12 protein-coding genes and 2 pseudogenes are annotated in these 14,729 nt (G+C 71.6%); 10 read left to right on the top strand and 4 right to left on the bottom strand.

Annotation, left to right across the window (positions count from 1 at the left end; genetic code table 11):
• Positions 1–2: 2 nt before the first annotated feature.
• The 6 genes from H4N64_RS33815 to H4N64_RS33790 all read left to right on the top strand — a co-directional run bounded on the left by H4N64_RS33815 (position 3) and on the right by H4N64_RS33790 (position 5,137).
• Positions 3–944 (top strand): Zn-ribbon domain-containing OB-fold protein, encoded by a 942-nt coding sequence (locus H4N64_RS33815; protein WP_186286353.1) that lies wholly within the window; start codon positions 3–5, stop codon positions 942–944.
• Positions 941–1,990 (top strand): thiolase domain-containing protein, encoded by a 1,050-nt coding sequence (locus tag H4N64_RS33810; protein WP_186286352.1) that lies wholly within the window; start codon positions 941–943, stop codon positions 1,988–1,990. The genes H4N64_RS33815 and H4N64_RS33810 overlap by 4 nt, the downstream gene beginning before the upstream one ends.
• Complete coding sequence (locus H4N64_RS33805; protein ID WP_186286351.1) at positions 1,987–3,153, top strand: thiolase domain-containing protein; 1,167 nt, start codon at positions 1,987–1,989, stop codon at positions 3,151–3,153. Before H4N64_RS33810 ends, H4N64_RS33805 begins: the two co-directional genes overlap by 4 nt.
• A 94-nt stretch (positions 3,154–3,247) precedes the next feature.
• Positions 3,248–3,490, top strand: coding sequence for a DUF397 domain-containing protein (locus H4N64_RS33800; protein ID WP_186286350.1), 243 nt, complete (start codon positions 3,248–3,250; stop codon positions 3,488–3,490).
• 132 nt (positions 3,491–3,622) lie between these two features.
• On the top strand, positions 3,623–4,528 hold the full coding sequence (locus tag H4N64_RS33795) for a universal stress protein (RefSeq protein ID WP_186286349.1): 906 nt from the start codon (positions 3,623–3,625) through the stop codon (positions 4,526–4,528).
• 111 nt (positions 4,529–4,639) lie between these two features.
• Complete coding sequence (locus tag H4N64_RS33790) at positions 4,640–5,137, top strand: hypothetical protein (RefSeq protein WP_186286348.1); 498 nt, start codon at positions 4,640–4,642, stop codon at positions 5,135–5,137.
• 7 nt (positions 5,138–5,144) lie between these two features.
• Here the strand turns inward: H4N64_RS33790 and H4N64_RS33785 are convergent, their stop codons facing one another.
• Both H4N64_RS33785 and H4N64_RS33780 read right to left on the bottom strand, forming a co-directional pair.
• Positions 5,145–7,082 carry an N-acetylmuramoyl-L-alanine amidase gene (locus tag H4N64_RS33785; RefSeq protein ID WP_260860135.1) on the bottom strand — a complete coding sequence of 646 codons (1,938 nt, stop codon included), beginning with the start codon at positions 7,080–7,082 and terminating at the stop codon, positions 5,145–5,147.
• A 172-nt stretch (positions 7,083–7,254) separates the two neighbouring features.
• The gene (locus H4N64_RS33780; protein WP_186286346.1) at positions 7,255–8,406 is read right to left on the bottom strand and encodes an aminoglycoside phosphotransferase family protein; all 1,152 of its coding nucleotides are present in this window, start codon (positions 8,404–8,406) and stop codon (positions 7,255–7,257) included.
• A 252-nt stretch (positions 8,407–8,658) separates the two neighbouring features.
• Here H4N64_RS33780 and H4N64_RS33775 point away from each other — a divergent pair, with 252 nt between their 5' ends.
• Entirely contained in the window at positions 8,659–10,149 is a 1,491-nt protein-coding gene (locus H4N64_RS33775) for a DNA-binding protein NsdB (protein ID WP_186286345.1), read from the top strand.
• Between the two features lie 30 nt (positions 10,150–10,179).
• Here the strand turns inward: H4N64_RS33775 and H4N64_RS33770 are convergent, their stop codons facing one another.
• On the bottom strand, positions 10,180–11,610 hold the full coding sequence (locus H4N64_RS33770) for a PP2C family protein-serine/threonine phosphatase (protein ID WP_186286344.1): 1,431 nt from the start codon (positions 11,608–11,610) through the stop codon (positions 10,180–10,182).
• A gap of 455 nt (positions 11,611–12,065) precedes the next feature.
• On the opposite strand from H4N64_RS33770, the gene H4N64_RS33765 reads away from it, so the two are divergent.
• On the top strand, positions 12,066–12,479 hold the full coding sequence (locus H4N64_RS33765) for an SsgA family sporulation/cell division regulator (protein ID WP_186286343.1): 414 nt from the start codon (positions 12,066–12,068) through the stop codon (positions 12,477–12,479).
• 13 nt (positions 12,480–12,492) lie between these two features.
• Here the strand turns inward: H4N64_RS33765 and H4N64_RS33760 are convergent, their stop codons facing one another.
• Positions 12,493–13,590 carry a baeRF3 domain-containing protein gene (locus H4N64_RS33760; protein ID WP_186286342.1) on the bottom strand — a complete coding sequence of 366 codons (1,098 nt, stop codon included), beginning with the start codon at positions 13,588–13,590 and terminating at the stop codon, positions 12,493–12,495.
• Positions 13,591–13,739: 149 nt separating this feature from the next.
• Between H4N64_RS33760 and H4N64_RS33755 the strand changes: the two are divergent.
• Positions 13,740–14,226, top strand: a pseudogene (locus H4N64_RS33755) (amino acid permease); the annotation flags it as partial.
• Between the two features lie 13 nt (positions 14,227–14,239).
• Positions 14,240–14,582, top strand: a pseudogene (locus H4N64_RS33750) (arginine deiminase family protein); the annotation flags it as partial.
• Positions 14,583–14,729 lie beyond the last annotated feature (147 nt).

Raw genomic sequence — 14,729 nt, 5'->3', positions numbered from 1 at the left:
GCATGCCCGAAGTCCTCAAAGCCCCCCTCGTCGTCGAGTTCCCCTTCGCCCGCTCCCTCGGCCCCGTCCAGAGCGCCTTCCTCACCGGCCTGCGCGAACGCGTCGTCCTCGGGGTGCGCACCACCGACGGCCGCAGCCTCGTCCCGCCGGTCGAGTACGACCCCGTCACCGCCGAGGAGATCCGCGACCTCGTCGAGGTGGCCCCCACCGGTACCGTCACCACCTGGGCCTGGAACCACGAACCCCGCCGCGGCCAGCCCCTGGACACCCCCTTCGCCTGGGTCCTGGTCCGCCTCGACGGCGCCGACACCGCCCTCCTGCACGCCCTCGACGCCCCCGGCCCCGACGCCGTCCGCACCGGCCTGCGCGTCCGCGTCCGCTGGGCCGAGGAACGCACCGGCGCCATCACCGACATCGCCTGCTTCGAGCCGTACGACGGCGACCCGGCCGAACCAGCCGGTCACACCGGCGAGTTCGAGGACGTGGTCACCGGCATCGTCGCCCCCGCACGGCTCGACTACACCTACTCGCCCGGCCGCGCCCAGAGCGCCTACATCAACGCCCTCGCCGACCGCCGCAACGTCGGCGAACGCTGCCCGTCCTGCCGCAAGGTGTACGTCCCGCCGAGGGGCGCGTGCCCCACCTGTGGCCTGGCCACCTCGGAACAGGTCGAGGTAGGTCCCCGCGGCACGGTCACCACGTTCTGCGTCGTCAACATCAAGGCGAAGAACCTCGACATCGAAGTGCCTTACGTCTACGGCCACATCGCCCTCGACGGCGCCGACCTCGCCCTGCACGGCCGGATCGCGGGCATCCCCTACGACCAGGTCCGCATGGGGCTGCGGGTGGAACCGGTGTGGACCGAAGGCGCACGCTACCCCGACCACTTCCGCCCCACCGGCGAACCCGACGCGGACTACGACACCTACAAGGAGCTGCTGTGAGCCGCGAGATCGCCGTCGTCGCCTTCGCCCAGACCGGCCACCGACGCACCAGCGAGGACGTCTCCGAGGTGGAGATGCTGATGCCGGTCCTGCACGAGGTCCTCGACCGGGCCGGACTGAAGACCGCCGACGTCGGCTTCACCTGCTCGGGCTCCAGCGACTACCTCGCCGGCCGCGCCTTCTCCTTCACCCTCGCCCTCGACGGCGTGGGCGCCTGGCCCCCCATCTCCGAGTCGCACGTCGAGATGGACGGCGCCTGGGCCCTGTACGAGGCCTGGACCAAACTCCTCACCGGCGACGCGGACACCGCCCTCGTCTACGCCTACGGCAAGTCCTCCCCGGGCTCGCTGCGCGACGTCCTCACCCGCCAGCTCGACCCGTACTACGTCGCCCCCCTGTGGCCGGACTCCGTAGCCCTCGCCGCCCTCCAGGCACAGGCCCTCATCGACGCCGGCGACACCGACGAGCCCGCCCTCGCCGCGGTCGCCGCCCGCAGCCGCGCCGACGCCACCGCCAACTCCCATGCCCAGCTGACCGGTTCGGTCCCGCACGGCGACTATCTCGTACGGCCCCTGCGCACCGGAGACTGCCCGCCGATCGGCGACGGCGCCGCCGCCGTGATCCTCGCCGCCGGAGACCGGGCCCGGGAGCTGTGCGAACGGCCCGCCTGGATCCGTGGGATCGACCACCGCATCGAGGCCCACTCCCTCGGCGTCCGCGACCTCACCGACTCACCCTCGACCCGCCTCGCCGCCGAGAAGGCCGGAGCCTTCGAACGGCCCTTCGACACCGCCGAGCTTCACGCGCCGTTCACCGCCCAGGAGGTCGTCCTGCGCAAGGCGCTCCGGCTCGACGACAGCGTCCGCGTCAACCCCTCCGGCGGCGCCCTCGCCGCCAACCCGGTCATGGCCGCCGGACTGATCCGCATCGGAGAGGCCGCCGCCCGCATCCACCGGCGCGAGTCCGACCGGGCCCTCGGCCACGCCACCTCCGGCCCCTGTCTGCAACAGAACCTGGTCGCCGTACTGGAAGGGGATCCGCGATGAGCAAGGAGCCCGTGGCCGTCGTCGGGATCGGCCAGACCAAGCATGTGGCGGCGCGCCGGGACGTGTCCATCGCCGGGCTGGTCCGCGAGGCCTCCCGAAGGGCCCTGGCCGACGCCGAGTTGACCTGGGCCGACATAGACGCCGTGGTCATCGGCAAGGCGCCCGACTTCTTCGAGGGCGTCATGATGCCCGAGCTGTATCTCGCCGACGCGCTCGGCGCGGTGGGCAAGCCCATGCTGCGCGTGCACACGGCCGGCTCGGTCGGCGGCTCCACCGCGCTCGTCGCGGCGAACCTCGTCGCCTCCCGCGTCCATGGCACGGTACTGACCTGCGCCTTCGAGAAGCAGTCCGAGTCCAACGCGATGTGGGGCCTGTCCCTGCCGATCCCCTTCCAGCAGCCGCTGCTCGCCGGCGCCGGCGGCTTCTTCGCCCCGCACGTACGCGCCTACATGCGCCGCAGCGGCGCCCCCGACACCGTCGGCTCCCTCGTCGCCTACAAGGACCGGCGCAACGCCCTGAAGAACCCCTACGCCCATCTCCACGAGCACGACATCACCCTGGAGCAGGTCCAGGCCTCGCCCATGCTGTGGGATCCCATCCGCTACTCGGAGACCTGCCCCTCCTCCGACGGCGCCTGCGCGATGGTCCTCACCGACCGGGCCGGGGCCGCCCGCGCGCCCCGCCGGCCCGCCTGGATGCACGGCGGCGCGATGCGCAGCGAACCCACCCTCTTCGCCGGCAAGGACGCCGTCTCGCCGCAGGCCGGCAAGGACTGTGCCGCCGACGTCTACCGGCAGGCGGGCATCGCGGATCCGCGCCGGGACATCGACGCCGTGGAGATGTACGTGCCGTTCTCCTGGTACGAGCCGATGTGGCTGGAGAACCTCGGCTTCGCCGCCGAGGGCGAGGGCTGGAAGCTCACCGAGTCCGGGGTGACCGAGCTCGACGGCGACCTGCCCGTCAACATGTCGGGCGGTGTCCTGTCGGCCAACCCCATCGGCGCCTCCGGCATGATCCGGTTCGCCGAGGCCGCCCTCCAGGTCCGCGGACAGGCCGGCGAACACCAGGTGGCGGGCGCCCGCCGGGCCCTGGGACACGCATACGGCGGCGGCTCGCAGTTCTTCTCCATGTGGCTCGTGGGAGCCGAGCCCCCCGACTCCTGAGAGCGCTCCGCAAAGGTCCCCCTCACATGGCCTGTCGGCACCCCGGACCGATCGCTAGGCTGGCCGCGGACGACGAACCGGGAGGAGCACGGACGTGGCCGAGAGCACCATCCAGCAGCAGCCGCTCACGGGCTGGGACAAGCCGGAGCTGGACCTCAGCAACGCCGAGTGGCACTCGACCAGCCGCGGTCTGGGAGACGTCCAGATCGCCTTTGTCGAGGGCTTCATCGCGATGCGCAACAGCGGCCGCCCACACAGCCCCTCGCTGATCTTCACACCCGCCGAATGGGGCGCCTTCGTGTCGGGCGCGCGGGAGGGGGAGTTCGACCTCACCTGAGCCGTACATGGATTTGCTGGTGTTCCGCCTGATTTTCCGGACACGCGACTGTGAGCGCCCTCCTCAGGGCGAGGCCTGAGCCAGGCTGGCCCCAGGAGGAGGGGGAGGTCGCACTTCGGAAGCGAGGAACCCATGAGCACCCTGCCGGTCATCGCCGCGGTCGACGGCTCGGACGACAGCCTGCGGGCCCTGGACTGGGCCCTCGACACCGCCCGCGGCCGCGAGGCGCCGCTGCGCGTGGTCCATGTACGGCAGTACGCCGCCTGGATGCAGGCCGACGTCCTGGTCGCGGGACCGCCGGACGCCGAGGCCGATCCGGTCCTCGGCCAGGTGCGCGCCCACCTCGCGGCGGTGCCGGACCGGCCGGACACGGAGTACGTCGCGCTGGAGGGCGCCCCGAGCGCCGTGCTGCCCGAACTGGGCTCCACGGCCCAGCTGTTGGTGCTGGGCTCCCGTGGCCGGGGCGGCTTCGCCAGCCTGATCCTCGGCTCCAACGGCATGGCCGCCGCACGGGACGCCGAGTGCCCCGTCGTGGTGGTGCCCCGGCCGGGGCGCGAGGTGCACGAGGGCGTCCCCTCCGGACCCGGACCCAGAGTCGTGGTCGGCCTCCAGGTCGACAGCCCCGACGAGGCCGTCCTCGACTTCGCCTTCGCCGAGGCCGCCCGGCGCGGCGCCCGCCTCCAGGTGGTTGCCGCCTATCCGTCCCCCGTACAGATCTGGACGGCCGCACCCGGCCAGATCCTGCCCCCGTCCGCCGACGACGCGGCCGTCGAGAACGAGACCCGCGTCCTCGCCGAGGGCTTCCTCGCCCCGTGCCGAGGCCGGTACCCGGACGTCCACGCCGAGCCGTACGTGGCCCCGGGCGACGCGGCCGGCCATCTCGTCGCCGCCTCCAAGGACGCGGAGCTGGTCGTCGTAGGCCGCCACCGGCGCCGCCTGCTGGCCCCCGCCCGCATGCTCGGCTCCGTCACCCAGGCAGTCCTCCTGCACGCGGCAAGCCCGGTCGCGGTGGTACCGCCAGCGCCGCCGGAGGAATGAGCCCCTCCGCTCGCAGCACGGCGCACAGGCCCCAAGAATGCCCTCGCGGCACACTGGAACCGGGGGCGCCCACCCGTCATGAACCGTGGCCGGGCACGTACGATGGGCGGCATGTCGTTCCTCCGCCGCCGCAGCGCCACGCCCGCCGGGCCCGACTTCGACGTACTGGCCATGGACCCGGGCGACTGGCCCGGCAATCTGGGCGCCGGGCTGCTGCCCGCCCCCGACGGCAGCTGCCAGGGCGTCTTCCTGCGCTACGACCTGTTCGGCGGCCGCGGCCCCGCGATGATCATCGGCAATCTGCCGGAGGGCTCCCCGGCCCGTGACGTCGCCGAGGGCGAGATCCCCTTCGAGGTCGCCCAGCTGCTGCTGGCGCTGGAGAACGACGAGGAGGTCACCGTCGTCGGCACCGAGGACGTGCCGGTGATGCAGGGCGACAACCTCCTGATCGTGCGCCGCCTCAAGCTCTCCGAGAGCCGGATCTCCTGCGTGCAGTTCGACCGCAGCGACAACGTCCTGGTGACCATCGCCGCCTGGGACCGCCCCATCACCGACGACCTGTACGCCCTGCTGAAGCCGCTCCCCGCGGAGCTTTTCCAACAGGGCTGACAGACGGCTACCCGGCCGCGGGCACGACCTGGACGTCCGCGGCCCGCACGAACGCCACCCGGTGGCCGAACTGGATCTCGTAGTACAGATCCTTCCCGGTCACCACCCGGTGCGAGGCCTCGTCGAAGGTCACCGCGTAGTAGTACTGGCCCGGCACCTTGTCCCCGACCACGTACTTCTGCCCCTTCGGCAGCCGGTACGGCAGCGGCGACACCGGCTGCGCGGGCACCCCCTCCGGATAGGCCGACGCCTCCGGATACGCTCGCCCGTACACCGGGACATCCTCCAGGCCCTCCTTCGGCGTCACCACCAGGCCCGTCGCGTGCACGGCCGTCGGCTCCTTCGCCGGGTTGCGGAACCAGGCCTTCTGACCCAGGTACCAGATCGCCGTCCAGTCCCCGTCACGCCCGGCGACCGCGTACTGCTGCCCGGTGGAGACCCGCGAGGACAGATCGTTCACCCCGGTGGTCGGGGTCGTGCCCAGGCCGACGTCCTTGATCAGCGGGTACGACGTACCGGGTCCGGAGTACAGCCGTACCGCGCTCGAACCATGGGGCGCACAGGGCTCGCCCGCAGCCGTGCAGCCCGTGTACCCGGGCCGGTGCGTGGCGTAGTCCGGGCGGATCGTCACCATGCCGCCGTTCTTCCCGGCGGTCGGCTCGAACGGCCGGTCGAGCAGCTCGAAGTAGTGCTGCCAGTCCCAGTACGGGCCCGGATCGGTGTGCATGCCCCTGATCGTGCCGCTGGTCGGCCCCGGCACCGTGTCATGGCCGAGGATGTGCTGCCGGTCCAGCGGGATGCCGTAGGTGCGCGCGAGGTACTTCACCAGCCGGGCCGAGGAGCGGTACATCGCCTCGGTGTACCAGGCGTCCGGGTCCGCCAGGAAACCCTCGTGCTCCAGGCCGATCGACTTGGCGTTGACGTACCAGTTGCCCGCGTGCCAGCCGACGTCCTTGGCCTTCAGATGCTGGGCGATATGGCCGTCGGTGGAGCGCAGGGAGTAGTTCCAGGAGACGTACGTCGGGTCCTGGACGAGCTTGAGGACGCCCTCCCAGGCGCCCTCCGTGTCATGGACGACGATGTACTCGATGCTCTGGGAGGCGGGCCGGTTCCCCAGGTCGTGGTTGCCGTAGTCGCCGTCCCCGAACTCCTCGTACGGCGCCGGGATCCACTCGCAGGACACCGAGGCCGGGCACTCCGTGTCACCGGCGGCGGAGGCGCGCAGCCCGGCATCTTCCAGGGTCCCGGTGTCGGGCGCCAGGTCCGGCTGGGCGCCCAGGACGACCTGCTGACCGGCGTCCGTGACGCGCTCACCGCCGGTGCGGAGCACGTCGTAGACGTCGTTCGCGTACGCCGCCGCCGTGGCGCTGTCGTCGGCGCCGGAGAACAGGGCCACCGCCCCGTACCAGTCCGCCGGATCCGCGCTCACCGGCTCGCCGAGCCTCCGCTGAGCGGCGGCGAGCAGGGCGGCGCCGCCCGCCACATTGGCGGCGGGGTCCGTACGGAGTCGCTCGGGGCTCAGTCCGGTCAGCTCCGCGGCCCTCGGCAGCGTCTTCAGGCGCGCCGGGAGCTCGTCGGTGTCCGGGATCCGCTCCTCGGGGACGAGCGCGGTACGCGTCTCGTCGCCCCGGGCGTCCTCCGTGCCTTCGCTGTGATGGGCCGCTGCGGCGAGCGCGGTCCGGGCGTCCGTCAGATGCATCGGGCCGTAGCCGCCGGTCACACTCGGCGCTCCGGCGTGCGCGTCCCAGCGGGACTGGAGATAGGAGACGCTCAGCAGCACACTGCGCGGCACGCCGTACTCGGCGGCGGCGGAGGAGAACGCCGACTGCAACAGCAGTGCCGACGACCGGGCTTCGGAAGGGGCCGCGCCGAGCAGTGGGAGCACCAGCGCGGCGGAGGCCACCGGACCGGCGGCTCTCTTCAGGGCGGTGACGGATCGTCGCAATGCAGCCTCCTGGGACGGTCGGGCGCGATGAGCCGTGCGGGGCCGGGCGATGCGTACGTGGTACCGGCCTGCCGACGATCCGTCAATCATGCCCAGGGGAAGGCGAAGAGGCGTGCATACGTAGGGCCGCGGTGCGCCGCCGTCCCGGGCGCACCGCGGACCGCCGTCCCCGTCAGCGAGTGCCGACCGCAGCTCGGACGGCCCGTCGGGCCAGCTGGCAGTCGTCGTGCAGCCGCCTGAGCAGCAGGCGCTGTTCCTCGCCGGACGGCGCAGCACCCGGGTGGGCCGAGCCCGGTGCCGCCGGGGCCGCCGGGGCCGCGTCGTGCATCGAACGCTGCACGGCCGTCTCGTAGGTACGGATCTCACGGGTCAGCACGAGCATCAGGTTCACCAGGAAGGCGTCCCGTGAGGCCGGACCCGCCGACTGGGCGATCTGGCTGATCTGCCGACGCGCGACCGGTGCGTCCCCGAGCACCGACCACAGGGTGGCCAGGTCGTAGCCCGGGAGGTACCAGCCCGCGTGCTCCCAGTCCACCAGCACTGGACCGGCTGGTGAGAGCAGGATGTTCGACAGGAATGCCTCGCCGTGGCAGAACTGGCCCATACCCTGCCGGCCCGCCGAGTGCGCGATGCCGTGCAGCAGCTTCTGCAGATCGCCCATGTCGCGGTCGGTGAGCAGTCCCAGCTCGTGAAAGCGGGAGATGCGCGAGGCGTAGTCCAGCGGGGCGTCGAAGGTGCCCGCCGGCGGCCGCCAGGCGTTCAGCCGGCAGATCGCCGCCAGGGCCGCCCTGACGTCCGCGCGGGGCGGTGCCTCGGCCGGGTGCCGCTGAAGGGCCGCCACGCGCCCCGGCATCCGCTCGATGACCAGCGTGCAGTTGTCCGGATCCGCCGCGATCAGCCTCGGCGCCCGCACCGGAGGGCGGTGCCGGACGAACGAGCGGTAGGCAGCTATTTCGTGCCTGATCCGCTCGGCCCAGACCGGGGAGTGGTCCAGTAAGCACTTGGCGACGGCCGTGCTGCGTCCCGTCGTCCCCACGAGGAGCACGGACCGTCCGCTGCGGCGCAGCACCTGGACCGGGGCGAACTCCGGGCAGATCCGGTGCACCGACGCGATGGCCGTACGCAGCTGGGCGCCCTGAGGGCCGGACAAGTCGAGTCTCCCGCTGAGCGGTTGCGTGCCGAGCCCCGCGGCGCGGCGCGTACGGCCCGCTCCGATGACGGGGGTCGCTGCCGAGCGGGCGGGATCGAGGTAGGGGCCGCTGCCCGCCGGGCGGGGGTGCAGCGTCCGGGGCGGGGCGGACACGGAGGACGATGCTGCGTACATGGGCGGAACAGATCCCTTCGTGTGCCTGCAGTGTCTGCTCTGCGCAAGCGCGCTACCCGGCCCGGCCGCACGGTGCACCCTGGGGAATGCGCCCTTTGCAGAGCGGCGACCGGGTCGGGGTGGCGCGTTCCTACCTGACACCCGATGCCCAGTGGCACACCATCTGGCGCACCCTGGCGAACCCTGGCGAATAGTCGCCCGGCAACTCTCACCGGGCTACTGTCAACTCAGCCGAGAACCTGGGGGCTTGATGTGAACGGACAACCCAACTCCCGCCTCGCGGACCTGTTCGGCCTGGCCGGCTGGTCCAAGGGCGAGCTCGCGAGGCTGGTCAACCGGCAGGCGGCGGCCATGGGCCACCCCCAGCTGTCGACCGACACCTCGCGGGTGCGGCGTTGGATCGACATGGGAGAGATCCCGCGCGATCCGGTGCCGCGGGTGCTGGCGGCTCTGTTCACCGAGCGACTCGGCCGTGTCGTGACCATCGAGGACCTCGGTCTGGTCCGGCACGGGCGTGTGGGGAAACGGCAGGGCGACGGGAGTGTGGAACATCCCGACGGCGTGCCGTGGGCGCCCGAACGGACAGCCGCGGTCCTCACCGAATTCACGGGAATGGACCTCATGCTCAACCGACGCGGCTTGGTGGGCGCGGGCGCCGCGCTCGCCGCGGGATCCGCACTCAGCAGCGCCATGCACGACTGGCTGCACTCCGATCCGACTCTCAAGGCCGACGCTCCCCGATTCGACGATCCCCTGCACGCCGACCCCGCTGGGTTCGACCGCTACGAGGCCGCCCCCATCGGGTCGCAGGAGATCGAGGAACTGGAGCGTTCCGTAGAGGTGTTCCGCGCCTGGGACGCGGCCCGCGGCGGCGGGCTGCAACGCAAGGCGGTGGTGGGACAGCTCAACGAAGTGGGCGGCATGCTCGCCTACCGGCATCCGGAACACCTCCAGCGGCGCCTGTGGGGCGTCGCCGCCAATCTCGCCGTCCTCGCGGGCTGGATGTCGCACGACGTCGGCCTGGAGCCCACGGCCCAGAAGTACTTCGTCATCGCCGCCCACGCGGCCCGTGAGGGCGGCGACCGGCCCCGCGCCGGGGAGGCGCTCTCCCGAGCGGCTCGCCAGATGGTGCATCTGGGCCGGCCCGACGACGCACTGGACCTGATGAAGCTCGCCCAGTCCGGCTCCGGCGCCGAGGTGCTGCCGCGGACCCGGGCGATGCTCTACACCATCGAGGCCTGGGCACAGGCCTCGATGGGCAAGGGCCAGGCGATGCGCCGCACCCTCGGACAGGCGGAGGACCTGTTCGTCTCCGACCGGGGGGATGTGCCGCCCCCGAGCTGGATGCAGACCTTCAAGGAGGAGGACCTGTACGGCATGCAGGCCCTGGCCTACCGCACGCTGGCGGAGTTCGAGCCCCAAGCGGCCGCGCACGCCCAGCACTACGCGGAGAAGGCCCTGGCCCTGCGGATCGACGGGCGGCAGCGGTCGAAGATCTTCGACTTCCTGTCCATGGCCTCCGCCTGCTTCATCGCCGACGACCCCGAACAGGCCGACCGTTACGCGCGTCTCGCGCTGGTGTCGATGGGATCCAACTCCTCCCACCGCACCTGGGACCGGCTGCGTCAGATGTACCGGCTGACCGCCGAGTACTCCAGCTACCCGAAGATCCATGAACTGCGGGAGGAGATCAGGCTGGCCCTGCCCAAGACGGCGAAGGGCGGGAACAGCGCACGGGCATAAGGGGCCCCTGCGCTCGATCCCGCCTCGGACTCAGGACGTCACCCTGGCGACGAGCACGCAGGCGTCACCCTCGCGCTCGGTCTCGCCGAACTCCTCCACGACCATCCGTACGCAGTCCTGTGCGGTGCGCGCCTCCCCGAAGCGCGGAGCCAGGTCGAGGAGACGGTCCACGGCGTCGGTGTCGCTGCGCCCGGACACCAGTCCCTCGGTGTGCAGGAGCAGCAGGTCACCGGTCTCCAGGGTCACTTCGGCCTGGCTGTACGAGGCACCGGTTGTCGCGCCCAGCAGGACGCCGTACGGTGCCGCCAACCTGCACCCCGTCCCGCCGCGGAACAGCAGCGGGGCGGGGTGTCCTGCCTGTGCCCAGACCAGGGTGCGGGTGGCCGGCCGGTAGCGGCAGCAGACCGCGCTGCCGAGGGCGGGCTGGACGGTGGCGTCGAGTAACTGGTTGAGCCAGGACATCAGCTGGCCCGGCTCGGTGCCGGCCATCGCCATGCCGCGCACGGCACCCAGCAGGGTCGCCATGCCCGAGGCCACGGCGACGCCCTGGCCGGTGAGGTCGCCGACGCTCAACAGCGTCTCGCCGCCGGGGAGTTCGAGTGCGTCGTACCAGTCGCCGCCGATCGGCGAGCCGCTCGCCGACGGCAGATGGCGGGCCGCGAGGTCCAGGGTCTCCGGGCCCTGGTGCGGGAGCCGCAGGGCGCCGCGCCACGGCGGCAGCACGGCCTCCTGCAGCTCGACCGCCAGCCGGTGCTCGGTCTGCGCGCGGTGCTGCTGGCGCTGGAGCGAGTCACGGGTCTCGCTCAACGCGCGCTGACTGCGGCGCAGTTCGCTGACGTCACGCAGCACGGCCCACATCGAGGCGGTGCTGCCGTCGGCACCGAGCACGGGCTCGCCCATCATGTGAACGGTCCGTACCTCGCCGCCCGGGCGGACGACACGGAACTCCCCGTCGATCGGCTTGGCGTCGACGAGGCAGTCGGTGACCATCGCGGTCAGCTTCGGCCGGTCCTCGTCGAGCACCAGGGAGGGCAGTTCGTCCAGGGTGAGCGGGGGGGCGGAGGTGTCCCGGCCCAGGATCTGGTACAGCTCACCGGACCAACTGGCCTCGTCCGTCAGGAGGTTCCACTCCGCGCTGCCGACCCGGCTGAGCAGCGAGCCGCTGCGCGCAGCGGGCGGCACGGACTCGGGGGCGGCGGGCGTCGCCGGTGCGGCGGGCACCGGCGGCGGTCCCTCCCGCAGCTGGGCCAAGTGGGCGTCGAGATCGTCGAGTTGGGTGAGCGCGAGGTCGCACAGCGCGCGCTGCCAGCGTTCCTGCGGGTCCGCAGCGTCACTGGGAGTGTCCCGCCGTACGGCGTCCACGTCGCCCTTGAGGCGTCGCGCCTGCGATATCAGCGCGTCGACCGAGCCGCGTCCGGGCGGCTGGGCGGCGGGGCGGTCCGCAGAGAGATGGGACGGCATGACGCACTCCGGTGAAGGGGACGGTACGACCAGATTGGCGAAGGGACCGTTACGACTGTTGCACAGCCCGCGACGCGCTGTAAGGGATTTGGCAACACACGATGCGGTGGTGTTTCTGGCATATGCCACAGTCTTCCTGGGGCGGTCCCATCATGTGAATGACGTACTGCTCGGGCGGGTCAAGTCGTAGGTGGCGTACGTGGTTTGACGGGGTGCGGGGGTGGTGATCGGACGTTCATCCTCGTGTTCGACGGCAGTGCGTTCGGGGACTCTCCCGGCCTTCTGCGGAGCGCTTCGGGTGGCTTCATTCAGGTAAGGGGAGAATGCTCCGTTTGTTCGTGACGCAGGTCACGTCAGGGAATCCGGCTCCGGTGTAATGCGAGCGGCGTGTGAGAGGTCGTAAAGACATGTCGGCCAACACCCGCCCGACCTCATCGATCACGGGGGAGATCGCTATGGACGTCACCTTGGAGCAGCCTGTCCGCGCTCGTCTCATCACCGCCGACGAGGAGGCGTTGCCCGCTCCCGCGACGCTCCGTTACAGCACGACGGATCCGCTGGCCGTGCACATCGACTTCCCGTCCGAGGTCTCCCTCGACGGCGAGGGCGTCACCTGGACCTTCGCCCGCTCACTGCTGGCGGAGGGGCTGCACGGCCCGGCCGGAGCCGGGGACGTGCACATCTGGCCGTGCGGCCCGGCCCGTACGGTGCTGGAGTTCCACTCGCCGTACGGGCTGGCCCTGTTGCAGTTCGACAGCGCCGCCCTGCGCCGTTTCCTGGCGCGCAGCTGCGCGGTCGTCGCCGTCGGGCAGGAGGACGTCGGGTCGGCCGTCGACGAAGGGCTGAGCGCGCTCTTCGGCAGCGTCTGACCCGCGGGCCGGCTCAGTAGCGCAGGATGCCCGCGATCCCGGTCGCGTCGCCCAGCGTGCCGTCCGGTACGAAGCGGACATCGGCGCCGGTCTCCAGGCACTGCTCGACGATCTCGTCCACGATGTCCTCGCGGGCGTCGAGGTCGCCGCTCTCGGCCGGGATCAGGTGGTCGCCGGAGTCGTCGCGGACGGTCGCCCGGTAGTTCTCCTCGACCGCCAGCAGCCGGACACGGCCCTCGCGGGCGCTCTGCCAGACCTCGTCGACGCCGGCCGCGTAGGCCTTGCGGCCCATGGCCGTCTCCAGTTCCCGGGCGACCTCGTCGGTGGTCTTGCGCCCTTCGGCGGCGACCATGGGCCGTACCGCCTGCCAGACCGCGTCCGGGGTGGCGTGCGAGAGGCCGCCGTGCCGGACGTGGACGGCGTCCTTGGTGACACTGCCGACCTCGTCGAGCAGGGACAGTGCCGCGGTCTCGCCCGTGACGTACAGCGGGCGCGGATCGTCGCGCAGCAGCCTGCCGATCGCGGTGTCGGCCTCCCGTAGGAAGTGCCGGGTGCCCTCGTCGCGGAAGGTGCTCGACAGATCGCCGATCTGCTCCTGGCGCTCGGCGTCGAAGTTGTCCACGCTGCGGGTGAGCGGGAAGCCGCCGACGTGCTCCTCGACGACCCGTTCGGTGCCGCCGTTCCACAGCGTCACCCGGTCGGCGGAGACACAGAGCACCCAGAACGGCCGCTCGGCGGCCTGCGCCGAGACGAGGTTGCGGGTGAGGAAGGTGTCCGAGAGGACCACGCGTTCGGGCACCGTGCGCGCCAGTGACCACACCTGGTGCTCACCCGGCGCGGCGAAGATCACCAGACCGTCCTCGGCGTGCGTCAGATCGACCTCGGCGACCGCCTCCTCCAGCTGCCGGACGACGTCGATCCGCCGTTCCCGGCTGACCGCGGGATCCGCCTCCAGTTGCTTCTTCGCGTCGGCCACGACATTGCGCAGCCGGACCGGGTCCTGGGCGTTCTCGGGCTCCCTGCGGTGCGTCGGGGTCAGTACGGACACCGCGGGATAGGGGCGCGGGCGGCGCAGCTCGGCGAGTGTGGCGGGACTCAGTGCATGCTCCATGACAGCACGATAGGACTGATTCGCCGATCGGGCATCGGGGGCAAACTGGCCGGGCATTCGGGATATTTCGCTGATAATGTCGCTCAGGCCGCCGGATGACGTCTCCGCACCGCCGATCTGCGGTGGTGCCCGACCGGCCAAGGACGCCCATGTCCGAGGTCGAGACCACGACCCAGGAAGCCCGTGCCGCCAAACTCAGCCTGCCGACGCTCACCACAATGGTGGTCGGCTCCATGGTTGGGCGGTGGCCGGCACCGGCATGCTGATGCTGGCGTTCGTCTTCCAGACGCTCGCGGTGCGCCGCCCCGACCTCGCCGGTGCTGTCGGAGCGATCACGCCCGCGCTCGGCGACGGCGACACCGTGCTCGCCATGTGCTCTCCTCGGTGGGGCTGTGGCTGTTCTTCTGGCTGATCAGCCGGGGTGTGAAGGACGCGGCGGCCATCAACCGCATCGTCACCATCGCCAAGGTGGTGCCGATCCTCGTTTTCGTCATGCTCGCGCTCTTCTACTTCGAGCCGGGTGTCTTCGTGGACAACTTCGGCGGCGCTGACTACGCGGGCTCCCTGTTCCAGCAGGTCAAGGGCACCATGCCGGCCACCGTCTTCGTCTTCCTCGGGGTGGAGGGCGCCAGCGTCGCCGCACCTTCTCCTGCGGCCCACCGACAAGGCGCCCGGCCTCGAACTGATCGACGAGGCCCCGTCCGCCTTCGTCGACGTCGTCGCCAAGGCGCTCGGACTGCCGAAACTGCGGGTCGTGGAGACCGGCGGGGACATCTACGCCTCCGAGCGCCAGCAGTGGGACAGCGGCAACAACGCGGGTCGCCCTGGAGCCGGGCGTGGTGTTCACCTACGACCGCAACACCCAGACCAACACCCTGCTCCGCAAGGCCGGGATCGAGGTCGTCACCATCGTCGGCGCCGAACTGGGCCGCGGCCGGGGCAGTGGCCACTGCAAGACCTGCCCGATCGTGCGGGACCCGGTCGACTTCTGAGGCCGGGGGTTGCGAACAGATGGCGATTGATGGCAGTTGAGCGTGTTCTGGTGCGTATGAGTGAGCCTCCGGGCAGTGGCGGGCGCGCATCCCCGAGTGGGGAACGGGAGTTCTTGCATCGAATGCGTGACCTTCTGCGGTGGTGGT

This window comes from Streptomyces cupreus (genome assembly GCF_014257025.1).
GTDB lineage: Bacteria > Actinomycetota > Actinomycetes > Streptomycetales > Streptomycetaceae > Streptomyces > Streptomyces cupreus.
The sequence above is the reverse complement of the archived record's forward strand: the minus strand, read 5'-3'. Positions and strand labels throughout refer to the sequence as shown.

What these genes read in the sequence shown, in the direction of transcription:
- H4N64_RS33815 (WP_186286353.1), top strand. Translation starts at nt 3, where the DNA reads ATGCCCGAAGTCCTCAAAGCCCCCCTCGTCGTCGAGTTCCCCTTCGCC.
- H4N64_RS33790 (WP_186286348.1), top strand. Translation starts at nt 4,640, where the DNA reads ATGTCGTTCCTCCGCCGCCGCAGCGCCACGCCCGCCGGGCCCGACTTC.
- H4N64_RS33770 (WP_186286344.1), bottom strand. Translation starts at nt 11,610, where the DNA reads ATGCCGTCCCATCTCTCTGCGGACCGCCCCGCCGCCCAGCCGCCCGGA.
- H4N64_RS33805 (WP_186286351.1), top strand. Translation starts at nt 1,987, where the DNA reads ATGAGCAAGGAGCCCGTGGCCGTCGTCGGGATCGGCCAGACCAAGCAT.
- H4N64_RS33765 (WP_186286343.1), top strand. Translation starts at nt 12,066, where the DNA reads ATGGACGTCACCTTGGAGCAGCCTGTCCGCGCTCGTCTCATCACCGCC.
- H4N64_RS33760 (WP_186286342.1), bottom strand. Translation starts at nt 13,590, where the DNA reads ATGGAGCATGCACTGAGTCCCGCCACACTCGCCGAGCTGCGCCGCCCG.
- H4N64_RS33780 (WP_186286346.1), bottom strand. Translation starts at nt 8,406, where the DNA reads ATGTACGCAGCATCGTCCTCCGTGTCCGCCCCGCCCCGGACGCTGCAC.
- H4N64_RS33795 (WP_186286349.1), top strand. Translation starts at nt 3,623, where the DNA reads ATGAGCACCCTGCCGGTCATCGCCGCGGTCGACGGCTCGGACGACAGC.